We start from the raw sequence: 16,477 nt of genomic DNA on the forward strand, positions 1-16,477 counted from the left end.
CCAACGCACGAAGCGGAAGCTGGCATGATCGCCGGTGGTGCGGCGGGTGCTCCGGCCCACCACTACCTGCACGACGACCGGCCATGCGGGGCGCGCGTGTGCCCGGAGTTCGCCATTTCGTTCACCTGCCTTAGGTTCTCGATTCGACACGGCTGAGAACGCCCACCGAACACGGAATCCGACTCAGTCTCGCCAGTCGGGCTCGCACCTGGCCGCGATCCTGGATCGCAGCTTCTTCAGCGCCCGATGCTGCGCGACTCGGACGGCGCCGGGAGTCGTGCGCAGCAGGTCTGCGGTCTCCCGCGCGCTCAGGCCCGCGAGCACCCGGCACCCACCTACGGATCGGCAACACCGGCAAGCATGACCTCGCACTCGCCCCGGAGGGCGAGCAGGTGCTTCCAGGGTTCTCCGGCGCAGGCGGCGGGCGGCACGAGCGGCCCTCGCGTCGCTGGCCGAGCTGATCGCCGAACTCAACGAGCGGTTCGGCAGCAACCTCGGGGAAACCGACATCGTGCGCGGGTCGGCGGAGGCGGCGATGGCCGAGCCGCAGGTGCGGGCGGCGGCGTTCGCCAACGACGAGGAGAACTTCGACCACGTCTTCGACGAGGTATTCGAGGACAAGCTCTACGAGCGCATCGAGAACGACACCAAGGCGGTGCAGATGTTCGCCGACGACCCGCAGTTCAACTCGGAGCTGAAGAGCATCGCCCGCCGCTACGCCTACGAGTCGCTGCGCAGGGATGTGGCCTGATCGATGGCGGTGCGACGGACCCTGGCCGGGCGATACGAGCTGACCGCGCCGATCGGGCGCGGCGGGATGGGTGAGGTCTGGTCCGGGTTCGACAAGCGGCTCGACCGGGCGGTGGCCGTCAAGCTGCTACGGGCTGATGCTCTCTCATCCGGCGCGGATCGCACTGCACTGGTGAAGCGATTCATCCGGGAAGCACGGCTCACCGCCCGCGTCGAGCACCCTGGGTGCCTGCGGTCTTCGACGCGGGCACCGATGGCGACGAGCTGTTCCTGGTCATGCAACTGGTTCCTGGGATCGACTTGGTCGACTTCCTCGCCCAGAACGAACCGGTGCCACTGGAGTCGACGGTCGCCGTGGCCGCGCAGATCGCGTCGGTGCTGGCCGCCGCCCACGCGGCGTCCCTGGTGCACCGCGACCTCAAGCCGACCAACGTGATGATCAGACCGGATGGGTCGGTCACCGTGCTCGACTTCGGCGTTGCGGCCCTGCTCCATGCGAATCTGACCCGGCTGACCACCACCGGTGAAGCCATCGGGAGTCCCGCGTACATGTCCCCGGAGCAGGTCCTCGGCGGTATGCCCAGTCCCCGCAGCGACCTGTACTCCCTCGGCTGCATCCTGCACGAACTCCTCGCGGGCACTCGGCCCTTCACGACCGAGGGAACCTTCCCGGCGATGCGACAGCACGTGGAGGACCCGCCCCCGCCGCTACGGGCAGATCGGGCTGACACGCCGGTCGAGATCGAAGAACTCGTGCTGCGACTGCTCGCCAAAGCACCCGATGACCGGTCGGACGACGCGCAGGAGGTGTACGAGCGGCTACTGCCGTTCCTGCCGTCGCCGCGTTCCAGTGCCTCGTTCGAACCATCGCCACCGTCAGACCCCACGCGGCCGTACCGGCATCCGTTCGCCCCTCGCGGCCGGGCCACCTCCCGCGAACCCATGCGAGCCACGCCCGCGCCGGTCGACCTCGCCGGGGTTCGGGACGAAGCCGCCGAGTTGGCCGACGCGGGACGGTTCACGCAGGCGGCGGAGCTGCTGGACGGCCTGCTCCGGCAGCCCGGCGCGGCTCCCGCGCGGCCAGCAGCGCGGCGCCCGGCTGCAACTCGCCAGCACACTGCTGCTCGGCGGCGATTACGCGGGCGCGTTCATCCAGTACGAACGCCTCGTCGATGAAATCGGACCGGAACGGCCCATCGACGACGCGGACCTCCTGCACTGGCGACTGCAGATCGCGGTCTGTCACGCCGCGCTTGGTCGGGCACCAGAAGCCTTGGGCCTGTTGGAACCGGTGCTGGAAATCCGGCGAGCGCAACTCGGCGCGACTCACAGCGAGGTTGTCGAACTCCGGGAGGAAACGGCCAAGTTGCGGGCGTCGGCGGGGGACGTGCGCGGAGCCGCGATCGAGTTGCGCTCGCTGCTCGTCGATCTCGGCCCCGGACACCCGCTGGCAGCCGAGCTGCGCGCGATGTTGACCCGGTTCACCGGGTAACCACGGGCTCGGCTGCCAACGGCACGTCAGCGCAGGCCGGTCAGGACGGCGACGTCGACCAGGAGGTCGGGGTCGTCGGTGATGATGCCGTCGACGCCGAGCGCGATCAGGCGCAGCATGGTGGCGCTGTCGTTCACGGTGTACGGGATCACCTTGATTCCCTTGCGGCGCAGGTCGTCGACGGTCGGGCCGTGGAAGTAGGCCGGGTTCTCCCTGACGTACCAGTCGGCTGAGGTGACGGTGCCCTGGTTCGGGTCGTGCACCTGCCAGTTCGAGGACACAGTGGACGCACCGGCCCTGCGCACGAGCTTGCCGAGGTCCCGGTGACGCCACCAGTCCAGGCCGCCGGTCCACGGGCTCTTGACCGACGGGTCGCCGTAGGCGGCCTGGAGCGAGCACTCGTCGGCGACGGTGGCGCACTCCCGCGGGCCGTACTGCCAGACCAGCGCGACTGTCTCAATGCGACGGTCGAGTTCGCGGGAGAGCATGATGGTGCGCCAGTCGAAGGACTGGATGGTCGCGCGGCGGGCGAACCCGGCGCGCTGGATCTCGCCGACGACCTTGCGGGTGAACACGTCGTAGGGCGCGGTGTCCCCCGCTGTCGGGCTGATCTTCGTCTCGATGTTGAGCCGGACGTCAGCGCGGCCCGAGGCGCGGACCGCGGCGAAGACCTCGGCCAGGGTGGGGACGCGCTCGCCGGGGACGGCGCGCTGGTTCGGGAACTCCGCCAGGGTCTTGACGCCGCAGTCCAGGGTCTTGACCTGCGCCAGGGTCAGCTCGCGCACGCGCTTGCCGACGTAGGGGAACTCGGGGTCGTTCGCCGCGGCGGGCGCGGTGTCGACGCAGTGCGAGCCGTTGACGGTGCGGTCGTGGATGACGACGACCTGGCCGTCGGCGGTGATCCCGGTGTCGAGTTCGAGGGTGGACACGTCGGGGTTGGCCAGGGCGTGGTTGAAGGCGGCGATGGTGTTCTCCGGCAGCACCGCGCGGGCGCCGCGGTGGCCCTGGATGTCGAACGGGGAGGCGTGGCCGCGCGGGAGCCGGTGGCCGCGGGTGGCGAGGAGGTCCCGCAGGCGGTCGGGGTAGTCGGTGATGAGGCCGTCCACGCCGTCGTCGATCAGCTTGGCCATGGTGGGCGCGTCGTTGACGGTCCACGGGATGACCTTGATCCCGTTGCGGTGGGCGTGGCGGACCATGTCGGCGGTGACGTAGGGCCGGTAGCCGGGGTCGGTGACCTTGCCGTTCTGCGGGAAGCCGTGCACCGGGGAGAAGGCGGCGGCGCCGAAGGTCTTGATCGCCGCGATCGGGTCGCCGCCGAAGTCGTCGATGTCCAGCCCGCCGAGCCAGGGCGACCTGCCCGGCTGCCCGGTCTGGAGGAAGTCGTAGTTGGTCAGCGCGACCCGGGGGACGCGCGGCGCGACCTCCCGCCAGCGCATCAGCGTCCCCCAGTCGAAGCTCTGCACGCTGACCCGCCTGGCCATGCCCGCTGCGTTGATCTCCCGGTTGGTGACCTGCACGAACTGCTCACGCGGCGCCGTCTCGTGCGGCGCCCCCGCCTCGACCTTGGTCTCGATGTTGAACCGCACGTCGTGGGCGTCGTAGCGCTTGACAAGGGCGAAGACCTCGCTGAGCAGCGGCATCTTGGAGCCGGGGGCCAAGCGCTGGCCGGGGTGGTCGGCCAGGCGCAGGGAGCCGCAGTCGAGGGTCCGCACCTGGGCGAGGCTGAGAGTGTTGACGTACTTGCCGACGTAGGGGAACTCAGGATCGCCCCCGGTCACGGGAGCGGTGTCCCGGCACTTGCGCGCGTCCACCCGGCGGTCATGGGTGACCACGGCCCGCCCGTCCTCGGTGATCTGCACATCCAGCTCCAGAGTGGACACCCCCAGCCGAATGGCGTTGCCGAACGAACTCAGACTGCTCTCCACCCGCAACCCCAGCCCACCCCGGTGGGCCTGCAGATCAAACTCCCGCTGAGAACGCGCCGCAGCAGGCACGGCCGCCACGGTGCCCACCGACGCGACGACCACCGCCAGCGCTATAAGGGATCGCTTCATGGCAGGCATGCTCGTCCGCCAACCACACCACCCGGTGACCTCCGGATGAACTCAAGCCCCCGTCTCGCGAGCGACCTGCGCCAACGACACCATCAGCTCTGGCCGCGCCGCAAGCTCTCAAAAGCCTCGCGCAGGTCTTTCGCTTCCGGCAACTGCCGCACCTCAACCGCCCGCACGACCTCCGCCGCCCGCCACTGGTTGGACGGGACCACGCGGCCGGATGAGATGGCCTGCTGTGCGGCATGGCAGGCCTCGTCGAGGCGGTCGGAGGCAAGCAGGGCCAAGGCCAGGTCGAGGTTGGCCGATGCCATCCGCCTCGGCCACTTCCCGTCGGCTTCGCTCGGCTTGAGCCGGGCAATGATCTCCCGGGCGAAGCTCTCAGCAGCGGGGTCACCTATCCACGCCAGTGTGGTTGCCATGTAGGCGATCGACTTGTCAGGGTCGTACCGGTAATGATGCTCCGGCCGATCGGGTCGCCGAAGCGGTGCGACCAATTTGCTCACCCGGCCGATGGCATCGTGCGCTTCTCGCGGCTGCTTGAGCCGCGCCCAAGCCCGCCCCTCTTGCGCGGTGGCTTGAATAGCGATACTGCTTCCGGCAGGGGCAAGGTCTTGCGCCGTACGGGACAAGACAACGGCTTGGGAGAAATTCCCTTCAGTCAGCACTCGCCAGGCTTCGGTTTCATAGCACCACGCCCGGATCTCATCATGGCCCGCCTGCTTGGCCAGACTGGCAGCAGTGCGCAGGTGGGCAGTGGCGGCGGCAACATGATTCAAGTCGATATGCACCGTGGCCGCAAGCAATGACAGCCAGGCACCAGCAACAATGAGCCGCTGCCGTTCTTCCAATGTCATGCGCGCATCCATCAGCATACGCACATACGACAAATGACTCCGCAGACGTGACAAGAGTGCTTCCGGCAATGTCACCGGATAGGCGGTCGCCAGGTCATCAACCGCGCATTCAAGTTGTGTCAGCGTCTCATTGCCAACATCACTGGCCGATACCCGCCGCAACAACTCCGCAGCCGCGATCTCGTCATCGTCACCAGTCGCAGGCGACGCCCAAGCGGTGAGCGGCGTTGCACGAACCAAATCGACCTGGCTTTGCGCTGCAACCCGCCCGATGGCTCGTTCCTGACTTGCGTGCGCCAGTCGTGCCGCTTCAAGCTGAAGGTAGTCGGTGATGAGCTGGCTATCGGCCTTGGTCGCCCCATCGACAATACGCCAAAAGCGCTCGTCTGCGCGGCCCCGACCCTTCTCGATATGCGCAACAGTCGTTCGGTCACAGTAGGCCGCAGCCGCGAGTTGACCCTGGGTCACCCCGGCGGCCTTGCGAAAGATGGCCAGGCGTTCGCCCAATGCACGGCGCAACTCCGCGATGGCTGCTGCCTCACGTGCCATGTCATCCACGCTTCCGAGTGTGCCTGCCTACGGCTACTGACAAGCCTAGCCGGTGGTGACAAGCGGTGTGGCAATGCCGCACACGTAGTGACCCACATATCTGAGCTGGTGTTTCATTGGTCTCAGGCCCTTAATGCCCTGACCGGAACGACCACGCAAGCCTGACCCGCCTCCCCCACGACGTTGTCGTCCCCGACTCCGGGTTCAGTCAGCTCCGGGCGGAGTGCTCCCCATGCGCCGATCGAGTTAGAGGCCGCGTCCGCGAGCAAGAAGCAGTCCGTCCGCCAAAGCCTCCTGGGCAAGTCCACTTTGGAGATGTTCATGTCAACGCCGTCATTGGTCATCGAGGTGAGTGCGCTGTGAATGGCACTACCCGTGCGCCGCGCAGCGGTGTCCTCTCCCCGCACAGCGCACAACACTGGACTGTGCCGCCATGGCCGAGGTCGGCGAACGTCCATGACGTTGTCGACCACTTCATCCGCTTCACGCTGCGCGACGGCGCGACGGACCTTGAGCGTCTCACCTACTACGAGACCTACGTCGCGGCACTGGAGACCGCACGCGAGCACAGCGCTGGGCTGGAGCGCTCGGCATTTGTGCAACGCTGGTACCACGACCTCCACGACGCCTTGCTGCGGTGCTTGGAGCAATACCGCTTGCGCTGCGAAGAGAACGAGTGCGTAGAGCAGCGGGGGCGTGTGGTTCGGCTGCGGGACGGTGAGTTGCCCGGCGCAGCGGTCAAACCTCGTGAGCGGCGACCGAAGTGACCGATGCCCCGAACGTGGAACCGTTGGTTCGCCCCGCTTCGTGATTGCTCTCGGGTGCCGCTGGCACCGTCAGTGGCGCGGCGGCTGTTGCGGTTCGAGCTGGAGCGGCTGGTTGCCGAAACGCGAGTAACCCATGCGACGGTGGCGTCGTGGTTGGGAGTGTCCAGGGCATCGGTGACTCTTGCGCTGGCTGGCAAGAACCTCGTGAGCCAGCCGGCCATCGAGGTGCTGTGCAATCGCCTCGACCGGGCAGCGTGGTTCCCGCGATCAAGTTCGTTGTTGGCGGCTGCTCGTCGGAAGACCGAGCCGGATGTCGACGCGGTGAGCGGGCAGCGCGACGTCGAGTTGGTGGTGGGCCTGGAAGCCTTCGCCGAGCAGGTCACGGTGTTCGACCCGTGGTTGGTGCCGGTGCACCTTCAGACGCAGATGTACGCGGCAGCGCTGGCGAAACTGGGCAGCACCGTGCAGAACGTCGCGCGTGAGCAGCGACAGGCGCCGCTCCTCGACGACCGCGATCCACTGGTGTTTCAGTGGATCACCAGCGAATACGCGCTCCGGCGTCGCATCGGCGGCACGCCGGCCATGGACGATCAGCGATCGTTCCTGGTTGAGCTGACAGGCCGAGCCAACATCGAACTCTGGGTCATTCCGGCGAGCGTGGAACTGCCGCCGGTCAGCCCGTTCCAGATCGTGTACGGTACACCTCCGGTCGTAGTGGAGCCGAGTCGGTTGGCCGTGTGCACCGCGCATGATTTGGCAACGGTGGCGTACTTCGAGCGTTTGGCCGAGGGGTTGAGGCGGCGGGCACTGTCGCCAAGAGCGTCGGTGGCGCTCCTCCGGGAGTGGCAGCCGTGAAGGCTGGGCAGCGCGCTAGGCGAGGGTGAGTGGGTCGCCTACGGCGATGTGGCCTGGGGTGAGGACGCGGGCCAGGGCGTCGAGGCGGTTGTCGTGTGCGGTGGCGATTGTCTTGAGCACCAAGGGGGAATGCGGCAGGGCAGGTTGGGCCTCGTTGACCATGACGCAGCGTTCGCTGGAGCGGACGAACTCGATTCGGGTTTCGTCGCCGATCACAGCGGTCTTGCCGAGCCAGTGGTCCTCGACGAAGGGCGTGGTGCCCGGTGGGGTGCGCACCAGGATGTTCGGTCGGAACCGGCGTTCGTCAACGGGTACGCCAGGCAGCGTCCGCCGGACCCAGTCGAGGGGTCGCGGTGGTCAGTACGCTCAGCGGCAACTGGTCGAAGTGGGACACCTCGCCCTCGGGCGCCAGCGCCACGTCGTCACGGCCAAGGTACGCCCGCAGATACGCGTCGCTGTCGGTCACCGGCTCCCCGGCCGGGTTAAGCAGTTGCCAGCAACCCGATCTTCGGTGAGTGGGCCGGTCACCGGTGCTCGGCCGGTCAGTGGGTGGGTCGCTAGCCGCGGTCGGTTGCCGGGGCTCGGCCGGGGAAGGGGACGCCGAGCAGGTCCAGCAGGGCCGACGCCTTCACCACCGTTTCCTCGTGCTCGTCGGCCGGGTCCGACAGCGCCACCACGGCGCCGCCGACGCCGAAGGAGACTTCGCCTGGGCGGACCACCAGGGTTCGGATGACCATGCTCAGGTCCGCGGCGCCCGTCAGTGAGAACCAGCCCAGGGCTCCGGAGTAGACCCCGCGCGCGCCCGCCTCCAGGCGGTCGATGATCTCCATGGTGCGTTCCTTCGGCGCCCCCGTCATCGAGCCGCCCGGGAATGCCGCGCGCAGGCAGCGGACCGTGGAGACGCCTTCGGCCAGGCGGGCGCGGACGGTGCTCACCAGTTGGTGGACGGTCGCGTAGGACTCCACTTGGAACAGCGCGGGCACGTGGACCGAGCCGATTTCGGCGTAGACGCCCAGGTCGTTGCGGACCAGGTCCACGATCATGAGGTTCTCGGCGCGGTCCTTCTCCGCGGTGGCGAGGTCGAGCCGCAGGGCCGCGTCCTCCTCCGGGCCACGGCCGCGCGGTCGCGTTCCCTTGATGGGACGGGATTCCACCATGCCGTCGGCGGAGACGGCGAGGAACCGCTCCGGGGAAGCGCTCAACACGGCGCGGTCGCCCAGGCGGAGCAGGGCGCCGAAAGGGGCGGGGTTCGCCTTGCGGAGACGCCGGTAGGTGGGCCAGACGTCGATCTCGGCCGGGGCGGTGAGCTGGTTGGTCAGGCAGACCTCGTAGGACTCGCCGTCGCGGATGGCCGACAGGCACTCGTCGATCATGGCGAGGTAGTCGGCGCGGTCGTGGCGGGCGCTCAGCGGGCCCACCGGGGGCTGCGGGCCCGGCGGGGGCAGGGGGGCCAGGGCGGCCAGCCGGTCGGCGGTCTCGTCCTGCCAGCGGCGGGCGGCGGCGTCGGTGGCCGGGGTGGACAGGGCCAGCAGGTGGATCTCGCCGCTGCGGTGGTCGAAGGCGATGGCGCGGTCGGCGAAGATCAGGGCGGCGTCGGGGTCCGGGCTGGTGTGGGCGCGGGCGCCGCCGCACTCGGCCTTGAGCTCGTAGCCCAGGTAGCCGACCCAGCCCAGGGCGAACCCGAACGGCAGGTACGGCGCCTCGACCGGCCAGTCGGCCAGGTCGGCGTCGAGCCAGTCGAGGAACGGGGTGTGGTGGACGTCGGTGCCGCTCGCCCCGGTGACCGTGACGGTGCCCGCGGCGACGTCGGCGACGGCGGTCCTCGCCAGCGGCCCGCCCGCGTCGCCGAGGAAGGAGAACCGCCCGCCCGCGGCCGAGTCGAGCCAGAAGGCGTGCGGGGACTCGCGGTAGAGGGCGTCGAAAGCCTCCTCCGCGGTGACCGGGAGGGTGAGGTGGCGGACCAGCACCCGGGCCACGGGCCGGGGCCTGGGCGGCGAGGCGATGGTGATGCGCTCGCGGGGCTGCTCGGCGCGGTGGCGGCGGGTCAGAGCGGTGAAGTTGGCCAGCAGGTCGACGCCGTGTTCGGTGCAGACGGACTCCGGGTGGAACTGCACCCCCCACGCGGGACGGTCACGGTGGCGCACTCCCATGAGGACACCGTCGTCGGCCCAGGCGCTCGCCTCCAGCTCGGCGGGCAGGTCGGTGACGGCCAGGGAGTGGTAGCGGACCACGCGCAGCGGGGAGGGCAGGCCGTCGAACAGGTCCCGGCCGTCGTGGTGGACGCTGGAGAGCCTGCCGTGGCGTGCCTGGGGGGCGTGGCCGACGCGGGCGCCCGCCAGCAGGCAGAGGCCCTGGAAGCCCAGGCAGACCCCGAGCAGCGGCTGGCGGGCGGCGGCCAGCACGGCGGCGCTGAGGCCGACGTCGCGGTGGGTGCCCGGGTGGCCGGGGCCGGGTGAGATGACCACGTTGTCGAAGTCGGCGAGGCCGCCGAGGTCCCAGTCCTCGTCGTTGCGCACCACGGTGGGGCGCGCCCCGTCGATGGCGGCCATGGCCTGGTACAGGTTGTAGGTGAAGGAGTCGTGGTTGTCCACGATCAGCGTCCGCACGGCCCCTCCTCTCGTTTGCGCTCGCACAGATCTTCACGGTCGGGCGTCCCGGAGCGGTGGCGGCAGCGTCTCCTTCAGGTGACGAGGGGGGCGATCCATGCCACAGCGACGGCGCCATCCGGCCCCGAGCCGGGAGAATGCTACCGCCGGCGCGGCGGTCCCCCAGCCCCGCGCCGACGAGCACGACCGGGCTGACCAGCCCCTACCACCGGCGGCGATGGGAGGTGGCACGCTGATCGACGTGCCCCCGGCGACTCCTCCACGCCAAGTTCCCCTGCGCCTCCCCCGCATCCTGGCCGACGCCAAGCCCCGCACCCGCGCGGTGGCGTCCGACGTCGCCGCCGTCGTCGTCGCCGCCCTGGACGTGTGGCTGGTGGTGCCCGACGCGCCGCCGTGGTATTCGCCGTGGTTCAGCTGGCTGTCGGTGGCGGCCCTGCTGCTGCGCCGCCACCTGCCCTTCGCCACGGTGCTGCTGTGCATCCCCGGGTTCTTCGTCGGGTGGGCGCAGCTGGCCGCGATGATCGCCCTGGGCTCCCTGGCCAAGCGCGAGCTGTTCTCCTGGAAGACCGCGCTCGGCGCCCTGCTGGTCGGCCTGTCCCGGTTCGTCCTGTGGCCGTGGGCCGATTTCCTGGAGCTGACCTGGCGAGACCACGTCCTGGACGCGATCTACGGCGTCCTGGTGGCGGGAATGCCGGTCGCCATCGGCATGCTGATCACCGTCAGGGGGCAGCTCTCCGCCAGAATCCGCGACCTCGCCCGCAGCCGCGACCGCGAACAGCGCCTCCAGGCCGCCACCGTCCGCGCCGCCGAACGCGCCAAACTCGCCCGGGAGATGCACGACGTGGTGTCCCACCAGGTCACGCTGATCGCCATGCAGGCGGGCGCCCTCCAAGTCGGCACCGCCGACCCCGAATCCCGCGAGGCCGCCGCGACCATCCGCGCCCTGAGCACCCGCACCCTGGAGGAACTGCGCGAACTGGTCGGCGTGCTGCGGTCCGGCGGCGACGAGGAGGAGATCCAGCCGGGCCTGGACGAGGTCGACGCCCTGGTCCACGAGGGTGTCGCCATGACCATCTCCATCGACCCGGTCACCGTCCCCGCGCCCGTCTCCCGCGCGGCGTACCGGACCGTCCAGGAGGCGTTGACCAACGTCCGCAAGCACGCGGGCGGCGCCCGGACGTCGGTCCTGGTCACCGAGGCCGACGGCCACCTGGAGATCGAGGTCCGCAACGGCCGCCCGCGCAGGCGTCCCCCCGCGTTCCCCTCCGGCGGCCACGGCCTCCTGGGCCTGCGCGAACGCGCCAGCCTGCTGTCCGGCACCCTGGACGCGGGCCCGACCGCCGACGGCGGCTACCGGCTCGTCGCCCGCTACCCCCTCTGACCCCACGCCGGGCACGGACCCGGGGCACAGCACGACGGCAGGCCCTGACCGGTGGTGGTCAGGGCCTGCCGTCGGCACTGTCTACAGTTCGCGCTTGGCCTTCAGCTTGGCCAGGGCCTCGGCCAGGATGGCCTCGCCGTCGGCGTCCGAGCGGCGTTCCTTCACGTAGGCCAGGTGGGTCTTGTACGGCTCGTTCCGCGGGGCCTTTGGCGGGGCCTGTTCGTCCAGTCCGGCCGGGAGCCCGCACCGGGGGCAGTCCCAGGAGTCGGGCTTCTCGGCGTCTACGGCGAAGGCGGGACGGGACTCGTGGCCGTTGGCGCACCAGTACGAGACCCGCTGCCGAGGGGCGGATTCGCCACGCTCGGATTCGCCCATGGGACCAGCACCGACCCGGGTTCCCCGGATCGCATTACCACCGGCCATCGGATTTCACACCCCCACAAGAAATGGCGTCGTCAGACGCCCTGTCCAGAATCACGCGATCTTGACCAGCAGGCCCAGGCCGACGATGCAGATGACCCAGATCGAGCCGATGAACAAGGTCGCCCGATCCAGGTTCTTCTCCACCACGCTGGAGCCCGACAGGCTGGACTGCATGCCACCGCCGAAGAGCGACGACAAGCCGCCACCGCGGCCGCGGTGGAGCAGGACCAACAGGATGAGCAGAAGGCTGGTGACGATCAGCGCGATCTGCAGGGCAATGATCATGTCATCCTCGCTGTCGAACGGTGGAAGCCAAGGCTACCCGGTGTGGTCATCCGGTACGACCATCGGCCCGGCGGTCCGGGAAACTTCCCGCACCGCCGGACCGGACAAAGGTCGCAATCTAGGGCAGCGGGCCGCCCGCGGCCATGGCGCAGAGCTTGGTGAACTCCTCGCCCTTCAGGCTCGCGCCGCCGACCAGTGCCCCGTCGACGTCGTCCTGGGCGACCAGGTCACCGATGCTGCCGGACTTCACCGAGCCGCCGTAGAGCACGCGCACCCCGGCCGCCACCTCGTCGCCGAAGGACGCGGCGAGCTGCTTGCGCAGGGCCGCGCACACTTCCTGCGCGTCGGCGGGCGTGGCCACCTTGCCGGTGCCGATCGCCCAGACCGGCTCGTAGGCGATGACCACGGAGGCGACCTGCGCGGCCTTGAGCCCCGCGAGCCCGGCGACGAGCTGCGCCGTGCAGTGCTCGACGTGCTCGCCCGCCTCGCGGACCTCCAGCCGCTCGCCCAGGCACAGGATCGGCGTGATGCCGTGCTTGAGCGCCGCCTTGACCTTCTTGTTGACCAGCTCGTCGGTCTCGCCGTGGTACTCGCGGCGCTCGGAGTGCCCGACGGTCACGAACGAGCAGCCCAGCTTGGCCAGCATCAGCCCGGAGATGTCGCCGGTGTAGGCCCCGGAGTCGTGCGGGGAGATGTCCTGGGCGCCGTAGCGCAGCAGGAGCTTGTCCCCGTCGACCAGGGTCTGCACGGACCGGATGTCGGTGAACGGCGGCAGCACGGCCACCTCGACCTTGGCGTAGTACTTCTCGGGCAGTGCGAAGGCGATCTTCTGCACCAGGGCGATGGCCTCAAGGTGGTTGAGGTTCATCTTCCAGTTGCCCGCGATGAGCGTCTGCCGCGCCACTAGCCCTCCAGCACTGACACGCCGGGGAGGTCTTTGCCCTCCAGGAACTCCAGCGACGCGCCGCCGCCGGTGGAGATGTGCGAGAAGCCGTCCTCGGGCAGGCCGAGCAGGCGCACGGCCGCGGCCGAGTCGCCGCCGCCGACGACCGAGAACGCCGCGGAGTCGACGATCGCCCGCGCCACGCCCCGGGTGCCCTCGGCGAACGGCGCCAGCTCGAACACGCCCATCGGGCCGTTCCAGAAGACGGTGCCCGCGCCGCTCAGCACCTCGCTGTAGCGCTCGACGGTGATCGGGCCGATGTCCAGCCCCTTCCAGCCCTCGCGGATCTGCGCGGCCAGCACGGTCTGGGTGCTCGCCTCGGCGGAGAACTCGTCGGCGATGACCACGTCGGCGGGCAGCATGATCTTGCCGGGGTGCTCGGCGAGCAGCCGCTTGCACGTGTCGATCATGTCCGCTTCCAGCAGCGAGTCGCCCACGCCGAGGCCCTCGGCGGCCAAGAAGGTGAAGCACATCCCGCCGCCGACGAGCAGCGCGTCCACCTTCGGCAGCAGCGTCTCGATGACGGCGAGCTTGTCCGACACCTTCGAGCCGCCCAGCGCCACCACGTACGGCCGCTTGGGTTCGCTGGTCAGCGTCCGCAGCACGTCGACCTCGGCCAGCACCAGGCCACCGGCGTACGCGGGCAGCCTGGTGGCCACCTCGTACACCGAGGCCTGCTTGCGGTGCACGACACCGAAGCCGTCGGAGACGAACACCTCGGCCAGCGCGGCGTACTCATCGGCCAGCGCGCCGCGCTCGGCGGCGTCCTTGCTGGTCTCGCGGGCGTCGAAGCGCACGTTCTCCAGCAGCGCGACGCCGCCCTCGGCCAGCCCGGCGACGGTCTCGACCGCCGAGGGCCCGGTGACGTCGTTGGCCAGCGCGACCGGCGCGCCCAGCAGCTCGCCGAGCCGCAGCGCGACCGGCGCCAGGGAGTACTTCGCCTCGGGCGTGCCCTTCGGGCGGCCGAGGTGCGCGGCCACGACCACCCGCGCGCCCGCCGAGGCGAGCGCGGAGATGGTCGGCAGCGAGGCGCGGACCCGGCCGTCGTCGGTGATCTCGGTGCCGTCGAGGGGGACGTTGAGGTCGGCGCGCACCAGCACGCGCCGACCGGCCACCCCCTCGGCGAGCAGGTCGTCCAGCGTCCGCATCAGAGCTTCGACGCCACGAGCGCGGTCAGGTCGGCGAGGCGGTTGGAGTAGCCCCACTCGTTGTCGTACCAGCCGACGACCTTGACCTGGTTGCCGTTGACCTTGGTCAGCGGCGCGTCGTAGATGCACGACGCCGGGTCGGTGACGATGTCGGAGGAGACGATCGGGTCGTCGTTGTAGCGCAGGATGCCCGCCAGCGGGCCGTCGGCGGCGGCCTTGTACGCGGCGTTGACCTCGTCCAGGGTGACCTCGCGGCCCAGGGTGACGGTCAGGTCGGTGGCCGAGCCGGTCGGCACCGGCACGCGCAGGGCGTAGCCGTCGAGCTTGCCCTTGAGCTCGGGCAGGACCAAGCCGATCGCCTTGGCGGCGCCGGTCGAGGTGGGCACGATGTTCAGCGCGGCGGCGCGAGCGCGGCGCAGGTCGCCGTGCGGGGCGTCCTGCAGGTTCTGGTCCTGGGTGTAGGCGTGGATCGTGGTCATCAGGCCGCGCTCGACGGTGAAGCTGTCGTGCAGGACCTTCGCCAGCGGCGCCAGGCAGTTGGTGGTGCAGGAGGCGTTGGAGATCACCGTCTGCGAGCCGTCGTACTTGTCCTCGTTGGCCCCGAGCACGATGGTCAGGTCCTCGCCCTTGGCGGGCGCGGAGATGATGACCTTCTTGGCGCCGCCCTCGTCGACGTGCTTGCGCGCGTCGGCGGCGTTGGTGAAGAAGCCGGTGGACTCGACCACGACGTCGACGCCGAGGTCCTTCCAGGGCAGCTTGCCCGGGTCGCGCTCGGCGAGGGCCTTGATGGTCTGGTCGCCGACCTTGATGCCCTCGGCCGTGACCGACACGTCCTGCGGCAGCCTGCCGAGGATGCTGTCGTACTTGAGGAGGTGCGCCATGGTGGCCACGTCGCCGAGGTCGTTGAAGGCCACGATCTCGATGTCGTGGTCACCGGCCGCCACGGCCCGGAAGAAGTTGCGACCGATACGACCGAAACCGTTGACGCCTACTCGCACCGTCACCGTCTTGTCTCCTCGTCAATGGGGCCTTGTGTCCGAACCGAAACCCTAGTCGCCGCACGTGGGCGCGCGGGAACGCAGGTCGGCTGTGTCTCTTTATCGAATCAGACCAGGGCTGGTCCCGCCAACCCCTGACCGCATCGTGGACGTGATCGGCCCAGTGATCAGCCCGTGATCGGCCAGAACGAAAAAACGAAGCGGAGTCCGCCTGCCCCCACGTCGGGCGGACTCCGCTTCGTTCACCCCCCGCGGGTGCTCCTCCCCCAAGCAGCACCCGCGCTCCCGGTAGACAGGAGTGCGGGCCGCGGCCGGGAGATACTGACTGTGGTCCAGATCACACCTCAGGCGTCGACTTCGAGCATTTCCAGAGTCACGACGGACTCGGTGTCCGGGATGCCGAGGTCCTTGGCCTTCTTGTCCGCCATGGCCAGCAGCCTGCGGATTCGCCCGGCCACCGCGTCCTTGGTCATCGGCGGCTCGGCGAGCTGGCCCAGTTCCTCAAGGGAAGCCTGCTTGTTCTTCAGCCGCAGCTCCCCGGCCGCCGCCAGGTGGTCCGGCGCTTCGACGCCCAGAATCTCCATCGCCCGGTGCACGCGCGCGGCGGCGGCGACGGCCGCCCTGGCGCTGCGGCGCAGGTTGGCGTCGTCGAAGTTGGCCAGGCGGTTGGCCGTCGCGCGGACCTCGCGGCGCATCCGGCGCTCCTCCCAGGCCAGCACGCTGGAGTGCGCGCCGAGGCGGGTGAGCATCGCGCCGATGGCGTCGCCGTCGCGCACGACCACCCGGTCGGCGCCGCGGACCTCGCGGGACTTGGCCTGGATGCCCAGGCGCCGGGCGGCCCCGACGATCGCCAGCGCCGCCTCCGGCCCGGGGCAGGTGATCTCCAGCGCCGACGAGCGGCCGGGCTCGGTCAGCGAGCCGTGCGCCAGGAACGCGCCGCGCCAGGCGGCCTCCGCGTCGCACAGACCACCGGCGACGACCGGGGCGGGCAGACCGCGCACGGGACGCCCGCGCGGGTCGAGCAGGCCGGTCTGGCGGGCGAGGCCGTCGCCGTCCTTGACCACGCGCACCACGTACCGGGTGCCCTTGCGCAGGCCGCCGGAGCTGATGACGTGGACGTCGGCGTGGTGGCCGTAGAGGTCGTGGATCTCCTTGCGCAGCCGCCGGGCCGCCGAGCCGGTGTCCAGTTCGGCCTCGACGACCACCCGCCCGGCGACGATGTGCAGGCCACCGGCGAACCGCAGCAGGGAGGACACTTCCGCGCGCCTGCAACAGGTCTTGGACACCGCCAGACGACTCAGCTCGTCCTTGACGGCAGCGGTCATCGCCACGGCCGGTCTCCTCTCCCACGTTCCCCCGGCGTACATCCCAC

The 16,477-nt window shown here is 70.0% G+C and carries 17 protein-coding genes and 1 pseudogene; 6 read left to right on the plus strand and 12 right to left on the minus strand.

Annotated elements, in window-relative coordinates:
* The first annotated feature begins 535 nt into the window (after positions 1 to 535).
* The 3 genes from ACTG9Q_RS26840 (at position 536) to ACTG9Q_RS26850 (ending at position 2,242) form a co-directional block, all read left to right on the plus strand.
* Positions 536 to 751, plus strand: coding sequence for a hypothetical protein (locus tag ACTG9Q_RS26840; RefSeq protein WP_455575692.1), 216 nt, complete (start codon positions 536 to 538; stop codon positions 749 to 751).
* 275 nt (positions 752 to 1,026) lie between these two features.
* A complete protein-coding gene (locus tag ACTG9Q_RS26845; protein ID WP_455575762.1) occupies positions 1,027 to 1,926 on the plus strand; it encodes a serine/threonine-protein kinase in 900 nt (299 codons plus the stop codon).
* Between the two features lie 106 nt (positions 1,927 to 2,032).
* On the plus strand, positions 2,033 to 2,242 hold the full coding sequence (locus ACTG9Q_RS26850) for a hypothetical protein (protein ID WP_455575693.1): 210 nt from the start codon (positions 2,033 to 2,035) through the stop codon (positions 2,240 to 2,242).
* A gap of 26 nt (positions 2,243 to 2,268) precedes the next feature.
* Here the strand turns inward: ACTG9Q_RS26850 and ACTG9Q_RS26855 are convergent, their stop codons facing one another.
* From ACTG9Q_RS26855 to ACTG9Q_RS26865, 3 genes and pseudogenes are all read right to left on the minus strand, one after another.
* Positions 2,269 to 3,252: a glycerophosphodiester phosphodiesterase family protein gene (locus ACTG9Q_RS26855; RefSeq protein ID WP_455575763.1), complete on the minus strand. Its 984-nt coding sequence runs from the start codon at positions 3,250 to 3,252 to the stop codon at positions 2,269 to 2,271.
* 15 nt (positions 3,253 to 3,267) lie between these two features.
* Positions 3,268 to 4,305, minus strand: a pseudogene (locus tag ACTG9Q_RS26860) (glycerophosphodiester phosphodiesterase family protein); the annotation flags it as partial.
* Positions 4,306 to 4,388: 83 nt separating this feature from the next.
* Entirely contained in the window at positions 4,389 to 5,699 is a 1,311-nt protein-coding gene (locus ACTG9Q_RS26865; RefSeq protein WP_455575764.1) for a helix-turn-helix transcriptional regulator, read from the minus strand.
* Between the two features lie 359 nt (positions 5,700 to 6,058).
* Here ACTG9Q_RS26865 and ACTG9Q_RS26870 point away from each other — a divergent pair, with 359 nt between their 5' ends.
* Positions 6,059 to 6,466, plus strand: a complete 408-nt coding sequence (locus ACTG9Q_RS26870; protein ID WP_455575694.1) for a hypothetical protein — start codon at positions 6,059 to 6,061, stop codon at positions 6,464 to 6,466.
* Between the two features lie 54 nt (positions 6,467 to 6,520).
* Positions 6,521 to 7,321, plus strand: coding sequence for a Scr1 family TA system antitoxin-like transcriptional regulator (locus tag ACTG9Q_RS26875; RefSeq protein ID WP_455575695.1), 801 nt, complete (start codon positions 6,521 to 6,523; stop codon positions 7,319 to 7,321).
* 15 nt (positions 7,322 to 7,336) lie between these two features.
* Here ACTG9Q_RS26875 and ACTG9Q_RS26880 read toward each other — a convergent pair whose 3' ends face one another.
* The 3 genes from ACTG9Q_RS26880 to pabB form a co-directional block, all read right to left on the minus strand.
* Positions 7,337 to 7,645 (minus strand): MOSC domain-containing protein, encoded by a 309-nt coding sequence (locus ACTG9Q_RS26880; RefSeq protein WP_455575765.1) that lies wholly within the window; start codon positions 7,643 to 7,645, stop codon positions 7,337 to 7,339.
* Complete coding sequence (locus tag ACTG9Q_RS26885) at positions 7,626 to 7,787, minus strand: hypothetical protein (protein ID WP_455575696.1); 162 nt, start codon at positions 7,785 to 7,787, stop codon at positions 7,626 to 7,628. The genes ACTG9Q_RS26880 and ACTG9Q_RS26885 overlap by 20 nt, the downstream gene beginning before the upstream one ends.
* Before the next feature lie 91 nt (positions 7,788 to 7,878).
* Positions 7,879 to 9,927 carry an aminodeoxychorismate synthase component I gene (pabB, locus tag ACTG9Q_RS26890; RefSeq protein WP_455575697.1) on the minus strand — a complete coding sequence of 683 codons (2,049 nt, stop codon included), beginning with the start codon at positions 9,925 to 9,927 and terminating at the stop codon, positions 7,879 to 7,881.
* Between the two features lie 217 nt (positions 9,928 to 10,144).
* Here pabB and ACTG9Q_RS26895 point away from each other — a divergent pair, with 217 nt between their 5' ends.
* On the plus strand, positions 10,145 to 11,308 hold the full coding sequence (locus tag ACTG9Q_RS26895; RefSeq protein ID WP_455575698.1) for a sensor histidine kinase: 1,164 nt from the start codon (positions 10,145 to 10,147) through the stop codon (positions 11,306 to 11,308).
* 81 nt (positions 11,309 to 11,389) lie between these two features.
* On the opposite strand, the gene ACTG9Q_RS26900 is transcribed toward ACTG9Q_RS26895, so the two are convergent.
* The 6 genes from ACTG9Q_RS26900 to whiA form a co-directional block, all read right to left on the minus strand.
* Positions 11,390 to 11,731 (minus strand): RNA polymerase-binding protein RbpA, encoded by a 342-nt coding sequence (locus tag ACTG9Q_RS26900; RefSeq protein WP_455575699.1) that lies wholly within the window; start codon positions 11,729 to 11,731, stop codon positions 11,390 to 11,392.
* A gap of 51 nt (positions 11,732 to 11,782) precedes the next feature.
* Entirely contained in the window at positions 11,783 to 12,016 is a 234-nt protein-coding gene (gene secG / locus ACTG9Q_RS26905; RefSeq protein WP_455575700.1) for a preprotein translocase subunit SecG, read from the minus strand.
* Between the two features lie 118 nt (positions 12,017 to 12,134).
* Entirely contained in the window at positions 12,135 to 12,920 is a 786-nt protein-coding gene (gene tpiA / locus ACTG9Q_RS26910; protein WP_455575701.1) for a triose-phosphate isomerase, read from the minus strand.
* Positions 12,920 to 14,107, minus strand: a complete 1,188-nt coding sequence (locus ACTG9Q_RS26915; protein ID WP_455575702.1) for a phosphoglycerate kinase — start codon at positions 14,105 to 14,107, stop codon at positions 12,920 to 12,922. Before ACTG9Q_RS26915 ends, tpiA begins: the two co-directional genes overlap by 1 nt.
* Entirely contained in the window at positions 14,107 to 15,111 is a 1,005-nt protein-coding gene (gene gap, locus ACTG9Q_RS26920; RefSeq protein ID WP_455575703.1) for a type I glyceraldehyde-3-phosphate dehydrogenase, read from the minus strand. The genes ACTG9Q_RS26915 and gap overlap by 1 nt, the downstream gene beginning before the upstream one ends.
* A 338-nt stretch (positions 15,112 to 15,449) precedes the next feature.
* Positions 15,450 to 16,436 carry a DNA-binding protein WhiA gene (whiA, locus tag ACTG9Q_RS26925; protein ID WP_455575704.1) on the minus strand — a complete coding sequence of 329 codons (987 nt, stop codon included), beginning with the start codon at positions 16,434 to 16,436 and terminating at the stop codon, positions 15,450 to 15,452.
* Positions 16,437 to 16,477: the final 41 nt, after the last annotated feature.

Source organism: Actinokineospora lacus (genome assembly GCF_053813445.1).

Excerpts from the sequence above, each read along its gene's own strand:
- ACTG9Q_RS26840 (WP_455575692.1), top strand. The coding sequence starts at position 536 with ATGGCCGAGCCGCAGGTGCGGGCGGCGGCGTTCGCCAACGACGAGGAG.
- ACTG9Q_RS26845 (WP_455575762.1), top strand. The coding sequence starts at position 1,027 with ATGCAACTGGTTCCTGGGATCGACTTGGTCGACTTCCTCGCCCAGAAC.
- ACTG9Q_RS26865 (WP_455575764.1), bottom strand. The coding sequence starts at position 5,699 with ATGGCACGTGAGGCAGCAGCCATCGCGGAGTTGCGCCGTGCATTGGGC.
- ACTG9Q_RS26895 (WP_455575698.1), top strand. The coding sequence starts at position 10,145 with ATGGGAGGTGGCACGCTGATCGACGTGCCCCCGGCGACTCCTCCACGC.
- ACTG9Q_RS26900 (WP_455575699.1), bottom strand. The coding sequence starts at position 11,731 with ATGGCCGGTGGTAATGCGATCCGGGGAACCCGGGTCGGTGCTGGTCCC.
- secG (WP_455575700.1), bottom strand. The coding sequence starts at position 12,016 with ATGATCATTGCCCTGCAGATCGCGCTGATCGTCACCAGCCTTCTGCTC.
- ACTG9Q_RS26915 (WP_455575702.1), bottom strand. The coding sequence starts at position 14,107 with ATGCGGACGCTGGACGACCTGCTCGCCGAGGGGGTGGCCGGTCGGCGC.